7 protein-coding genes are annotated in these 6,459 nt (G+C 73.6%); all 7 read left to right on the top strand.

The genetic code is table 11. The features are described from left to right. Positions 1-451 (top strand): endonuclease/exonuclease/phosphatase family protein (locus tag E1286_RS48645; protein WP_165970228.1); only part of this gene is annotated, 451 nt, incomplete at its 5' end. A 117-nt stretch (positions 452-568) separates the two neighbouring features. Beyond that, positions 569-1,147: a pyridoxal 5'-phosphate synthase glutaminase subunit PdxT gene (gene pdxT / locus E1286_RS45265; protein WP_132623298.1), complete on the top strand. Its 579-nt coding sequence runs from the start codon at positions 569-571 to the stop codon at positions 1,145-1,147. A 3-nt stretch (positions 1,148-1,150) separates the two neighbouring features. Continuing rightward, positions 1,151-1,900 carry a YebC/PmpR family DNA-binding transcriptional regulator gene (locus tag E1286_RS45270; RefSeq protein WP_132623300.1) on the top strand — a complete coding sequence of 250 codons (750 nt, stop codon included), beginning with the start codon at positions 1,151-1,153 and terminating at the stop codon, positions 1,898-1,900. A 135-nt stretch (positions 1,901-2,035) separates the two neighbouring features. Next, a complete protein-coding gene (locus tag E1286_RS45275; RefSeq protein ID WP_132623302.1) occupies positions 2,036-3,901 on the top strand; it encodes a carbohydrate ABC transporter permease in 1,866 nt (621 codons plus the stop codon). Positions 3,902-3,913: 12 nt separating this feature from the next. Then, complete coding sequence (locus E1286_RS45280) at positions 3,914-5,056, top strand: GNAT family N-acetyltransferase (RefSeq protein WP_246075698.1); 1,143 nt, start codon at positions 3,914-3,916, stop codon at positions 5,054-5,056. A 111-nt stretch (positions 5,057-5,167) separates the two neighbouring features. Next, positions 5,168-5,698: a crossover junction endodeoxyribonuclease RuvC gene (ruvC, locus tag E1286_RS45285; protein WP_132623308.1), complete on the top strand. Its 531-nt coding sequence runs from the start codon at positions 5,168-5,170 to the stop codon at positions 5,696-5,698. 118 nt (positions 5,699-5,816) lie between these two features. Next, on the top strand, positions 5,817-6,437 hold the full coding sequence (ruvA, locus tag E1286_RS45290; protein WP_132623304.1) for a Holliday junction branch migration protein RuvA: 621 nt from the start codon (positions 5,817-5,819) through the stop codon (positions 6,435-6,437). The last annotated feature ends 22 nt before the right edge of the window (positions 6,438-6,459 follow it).

Consider the following 6,459-nt stretch of genomic DNA (forward strand, 5'->3'; position numbering starts at 1 on the left):
CCCGCTGCCCGCCCCGCCCTGGTACGTCGCGCGCGCCGCGATCTGCGCCACCCTCTCCTCCGTGAAGGTCCGGGCCTGCGGCACCCACCTGTCCGTCGGGTCCTCCTACGACGACCGGCAGGCCGGCGCCCCCTACCGCACCCGGCAGATCCGGCGCCTGCTCCAGGTGGCCGCCCGGCCCGGATACCGGACCATCGTCGGCGGCGACCTCAACGTCGCCCCGCCCGGCGGCGGGTACGGCGGCGCCGCCGGCCGCCGCGCCGTCGTCCCGGCCTACCGGGCGTACCAGGAGTGCGACCAGCGCGGGACGCGGCGCACCGGCAGGGAGACCCGCGGGGGCAAGAAACTCGACTACCTGTTCGCCCCGAAGGGGTCCGTGCGCCGGTGTCACGTCGCTCAGGAGGTGACCGTCTCCGACCACCAGCCGGTCTTCATGAAGGTGGTCCTGTGAGCTCGGACCGCGTCCGCTGTTCTGCCGGAGGTCGCTGAACGCGGCCTCCTGGAGGAAGATGGCGGGGCATTCTGGTGTTGAATTGGGGAAACCCGTACCCGGACGGAAGGATCGGCTGTGCCCACGATCGGTGTACTCGCTCTCCAGGGCGATGTGCGCGAGCACGCGCGCATGCTCGGAGAGGCAGGCGCCACGGCCGTCGCCGTGCGGCGGCCCGCCGAGCTGGACGCGGTCGACGGCCTCGTCATCCCCGGCGGGGAGTCGACCACGATGTGGAAGCTCGCCGAGACCTTCGACATGCTGCAGCCGCTGCGGATGCGGATCAAGGAAGGCATGCCCGCCTACGGCTCCTGCGCCGGCATGATCATGCTGGCCGACCGCATCGAGGACGGCATGACAGGTCAGCAGACCATCGGCGGCATCGACATGGTGGTCAGGCGCAACGCCTTCGGCCGCCAGGTCGACTCGTTCGAGTCCTATCTCGACTTCGCCGGCGAGCGCGTGCGCGCCATCTTCATCCGCGCCCCGTGGGTCGAATCCGTCGGCGCCGACGTCGAAGTGCTGGGCAGGTGCGAGCCTGGGGATAGGATCGTCGCGGTCCGTCAAGGGCCTTTGCTCGCGACGTCGTTCCACCCCGAGCTCACCGGGGACGTCCGCGTGCACCGTTACTTCGTAGACATGGTGAGGGAGCTCTAGGTAATGTCCGGCCACTCCAAATGGGCGACGACGAAGCACAAGAAGGCCGCGCTCGACGCCAAGCGCGGCAAGCTGTTCGCCAAGCTCATCAAGAACATCGAAGTGGCGGCCCGGACCGGTGGCCCTGACCCGGACGCCAACCCCACCCTCTTCGACGCCATCTTCAAGGCGAAGAAGAACTCCGTGCCCAACGACAACATCGAGCGGGCCCGCAAGCGCGGCGGCGGCCTTGAGGCCGGCGGCGCCGACTGGCAGACGATCATGTACGAGGGCTACGCGCCCGGCGGCGTCGCGGTGCTCATCGAGTGCCTCACCGACAACCGCAACCGCGCCGCCTCCGAGGTGCGCGTGGCGCTGACCCGCAACGGCGGCTCGCTGGCCGACCCCGGGTCCGTCTCCTACATGTTCAACCGCAAGGGTGTCGTGATCGTCCCCAAGAACGACCTCGACGAGGACACCGTGCTGATGGCCGTCCTCGACGCGGGCGCCGAGGAGGTCAACGACATCGGCGAGTCGTTCGAGGTCATCTGCGAGGCGGGCGACCTGGTGCCGGTGCGCAAGGCACTGCAGGACGCCGGCATCGACTACGACTCGGCCGAGTCCAGCTTCGTGCCGACCATGAGCGTCCCGCTCGACGAGGAGGGCGCCAAGAAGGTGTTCCGCCTCATCGACGCGCTGGAGGACAGCGACGACGTGCAGAACGTCTTCGCCAACTTCGACGTCTCCGACGAGGTCCTGGCCGCCCTCGACTGACGGCCCGCGCCGCACACGTTCCGGGGCCCGGTTCTCCGCCGGGCCCCTTCGCGTGCCGGGGCCTTGTTCGCCCCTCGCGAGCCGACGGCTTTTCGGCGTGCGCGAGGGGGCCGGGTCGGCGTAGGGTCGGGCGACGTGACTTCCCCCAACCCCCCACACTCGGCCTCTCACGCGCTCGGCTGGCTGCTCGCCGTGCCCGCGCTGCTGGGCACGCTCATCACGCTCGTCCTGCCCACGGGTCAGACGATCTGGCTCAGTTTCCAGCGCGGCGGCGTCCTGCGGGAGAGCACCTACGCGGGGACGGCCAACTACGCCGAGTTGCTCGGCGGCGGCGAGTTCTGGCGGGCCGTGGGGTTCACGCTGTCCCTGACCCTGATCCCCTTGCTGGTGGCCGTGGTGGTCGGCCCGCTGCTGGCGCTGGCGCTCGACCGCGCGGGCACGTGGCCGAGGCGGGCCGCTCGCATCGCGCTCTCGCTCGCGGTCGTCACGTTCTCGCCGGTCGGGGTCGCCGCCGCCTGGACGCGCGGCCTGATGCCCAACGCGTCCGGCGTCGTCACCCTGGCCGACGGGCTGCGCGAGGCCACCACCGCCCCCGGCACGCTGCGGCTGATCGTCGCCGCGGCCACGTTCGGCGTCGTGTGCGCGCTGGCCCTCGTCGCGTACCTGCCGGTCCTGCGCGGCGGCACCCCGGGGCCCGCGCTGCTCGCCGTCGGGGCGCTGCTCGCGCTCGGCGTCGTCGCCGTGGGGCTGCAGGCGTTCTCGTTCGGCATGGTGCTCACCCGGGGAGGCCCTCAGCGCGCCACAGAGACGCTCGCGGGCCTGTCCTACGATTACGCCTTCCGGATGGCCGAGTTCGGCCCCGGTGCGGCCGTCGCGGCCCTCACGTGGGCTCTGCTCGCCGTGCTGGGCGTCGCCGCCACGATCGTCGCGGTCGCCTTCCGGCTGCGCATCACCCTGACGCCGCGCGAGGCGGCCGCCGACGCCTCCTCGTGGGCGTCGCACGACAAGGCCCCGAGCCCGTACGGCGTGTCCTCCGGGGCCGCCGCCCAGCTGCCGGCGTCCCCTTACGGCGAGGCCTACGGGCAGCCGGCGGCGGGCCCGTACGGCGTCTTCTCCGCGACGGGCCAGGACGCTCCGGCGTCCCCGTACGTGACCGGCGGGGCGGAGCTCCTGCCCGCGGGGCCCGCCAAGGCGGTGGCCGGCGCGGGGCACGCCTCCTCGGCCGTACCCGTGCGGCGGGCGGCCGGGCCGGTGGCCGTGGCCGCCGGGGTGACGGCGCTGGTCGTCGTGGCCGCCGTCGCGCTGCTGTGCGCCTGGCCCTGGATCGACGGCGCGCTCGCCTCGCCGCGAAGCCCTGCGGGCACCCTGCGCGCGCAGGTCAACACCTGGGTGCCCGCCCTCGCCGGAGCGGTCGTCTCGGTGGGCGTGGCCTACCTGGCCGCGCTCGGCATCGGCGGCCTGCGCCCGCTGGGGCGGCGCAGCGAGTGGCTGCTGCTGGTGTTCGCGCCGTGGCTGTTCGCCGGCACGGGCGTCCTCGGCGTCGCCAACTGGCAGAACACCCGCAACCTCGGCCTCGTCGACACCTTCCCCGCGCTCATCCCGCCCGTGCTGGTGAGCGTCCCGGCCCTGCTGGTGCTCACGCTGCTGTGCAAGGGGCTGGCCGAGCGCACCGACCGCGACTTCTTCGGCGGCGTGTTCCTGCCGTCGCTGCCCATGGCCGGCATCCTCACCGGCGCCGTCACGCTCGTGAACGCCCACGACCTGCTGTGGCCGCTGCTGGTCGCCCAGCAGCCCGAGCTGTTCACCGCTCCGGTCGCCCAGGTCAACCAGCTCAGCTCGTACGCCGCCCGCACGCCGGACGTCGGCGCCGGCACGCCGCTGCTCGTGGTCGCCGTCGCGCTGGCCGCCCTCGTGGCCGCTCAGCTGCTCTACCTCGACCGCCTCGCGATCACGGCCAAGGACGGGGGGCAGGGTTCGCCCTCGCCCGCCCCGGCTGCGTAGGGTTGACTGCTTGTGGAGATACGCGACCTGACCGAAGCAGACCTCGACGACGTCATCGACGCGCGCAGGCGCGCCTTCGGCCCGATACCCGCGGACAGCAGGGAGAAGTGGCGCCGCATGGTGCTGCCCGCGCTCGGGGAGGGCCGCTACCTGGGGGTGTTCGACGGCAGCCGGCTGGCCGCCGCGGCCCGGCTGCGCGGGTTCACGCAGTGGTGGCACGGCAAGCCGCAGCCCATGGCGGGGGTCGCCGGGGTCACGGTCAACCCGGAAGACCGCGGCCGCGGCGTCGGCACGCTGATCATGAAGGCCGTGATGGACCGTGCGGAGGCGCTCGGCGACGCGGTGTCCGCGCTCTACCCGGCCACCACCGCCATCTACCGCCGGATCGGCTACGAGCACGCCGGAGCGCTGCACACCGTACGCCTGCCCGCCGAGGACCTGCGCGGGATCGCTCCGGCCGGGCCGGTCAAGCTGCGCAGGATGGGCCCCGGCGACGCCGCCGAGGTCGTGTCGGTGCTCCACCGCGTGCACGCCCTCGCCCGCTCCAGCGGCCCGGTCTGCTGGGACGAGCACATCTGGGGCGTCCGGCTCGGCGACGAGGACGACTTCCTCTACCTCGCCGACGACGGCTACGTCGTCTACCGCTGGAAGGGCGACGACATCGAGGTCGAGAACCTCGTCGCCGCCTCGCGCGAGACCCTGCGCGCCCTGTGGTCCCTGGTCGGCAGCGCGTCCTCCGTCGCCCGCCACGTCGTGGCGTCCGTGGCGCCCGACGATCCGGTGCTGTGGCTGCTGCGCGAGCGTACGAAGGAGGAGGTCGCCCAGATCCGGTGGATGTTCAGGGTGCTCGACGTGCCCGCCGCCGTCGAGCGCAGGGGTTACCCGGCCCACGCCTCCTGCGAGGCCGTCGTCACCGTGGACGACCCGGTCAGGGCCGGGGGCACGTGGCGGCTGGAGCTCGCGGGCGGCTCGGGCGCGGCCACGCCGGTCGACGGGCCAGGCCCTCGGCTGACCGTCAACGGCTTCTCCGCCCTGTACACCGGTGTCCCGACGGCCACGCTGCGGCTCGGCGGGCTCATGACCGGTGACGACCGCTACGACGAGGCCCTCGACGCCGCCTTCGCCGCCAAGCCGTACATGCTGGACTATTTCTGAGGTGCCGCTTCCGGCAGGCCCGCGCTGGACGGGCGATTCGCGGTGCGCGGGCATCCCGGCAGGGGTAGAGTCTCGTGCGAACAGGTGTTCGGCGGGCGGGAGGGCATGCCGGTGCGGGTGATGGGCGTCGATCCGGGGCTGACCCGATGCGGCCTCGGCGCGGTCGAGGGCCGGCCGGGGGCGCCGCTGTCGATGGTGGCCGTCGGGGTGGTGCGCACCGGCGCCGACGAGGAGCTCGGCGCCCGGCTCGTCGGCATCGAGGCCGGGATCGAGCGCTGGCTCGACGAGGTGCGGCCCGACGCGGTGGCCGTGGAGCGCGTCTTCAGCCAGCACAACGTCCGCACGGTGATGGGCACCGCCCAGGCGGCCGGCATCGCGGTCCTGTGCGCGGCCCGGCGCGGGCTGCCCGTGGCGCTGCACACGCCGTCGGAGGTCAAGGCCGCCATCACCGGCAGCGGCACGGCCGACAAGAAGCAGATCGGCGCCATGGTCACCCGCCTGCTGCGGCTGAGCGAGATGCCGAAGCCCGCCGACGCCGCCGACGCGCTCGCGCTGGCCATCTGCCACGTCTGGCGCGGCGGCGCCCAGCATCGCCTGGCCGAGGCAGTGGCCAGGGCCACCAGGAAGGGCGCCCGGCCGTGAGGCCCGCGCCGCGTCCGGCGCGCCGATCGCGGCCGGAGTCACCGGGCAGGCCGCTTGAGCGGGATACTCGCATGACCATGACCGGGCCAGGAGGGGCAGTGACGGGAGGCGGGCGGCTGTGATCGCGTCGGTGGCGGGCAAGGTGACGGCGATCGCGCCCGACGGGGCCGTGATCGAGGTCGGCGGCGTCGGCATCCTCGTCCACTGCACTCCGGGCACGCTCGCGACGTTGCGGATGGGGGAGGACGCCCGGCTGGCCACGTCCCTGGTCGTCCGCGAGGAGTCGCTCACCCTCTACGGCTTCGCCACCGACGACGAGCGGGTCGTGTTCGAGATGCTGCAGACGGCCAGCGGGGTCGGCCCCAAGCTGGCGCTGGCCATGCTCGCCGTCCACACGCCCAACGCGCTGCGCACCGCCGTGGCCGCCGCCGACCTCAAAGCACTCACCCAGGTGCCGGGCATCGGCCAGAAGGGGGCGCAGCGCATCGTCCTGGAGCTGAAAGACCGACTCGGCACCCCCCAGGCGGCGCTCGACGCGGCGCTCAACGGCGAGCGGCGCACGGCGCCGTGGCGCGATCAGGTCCACTCCGGGCTCGTGGGCCTGGGCTACTCCAGCAAGGACGCCGACCAGGCGATCGCCGCCGTGGAGCCCGACGCCGACGCCGAGCTCGCGGCCGGCCGCCAGCCCCAGGTCGCCGCCCTTCTCAAGGCCGCCCTGCGATCCCTGAGCATCCGATGACCCCGCGCCCCACTCCCCACAC

It is taken from the genome of Nonomuraea terrae, from assembly GCF_004348995.1.
GTDB classification, from domain to species: domain Bacteria; phylum Actinomycetota; class Actinomycetes; order Streptosporangiales; family Streptosporangiaceae; genus Nonomuraea; species Nonomuraea terrae.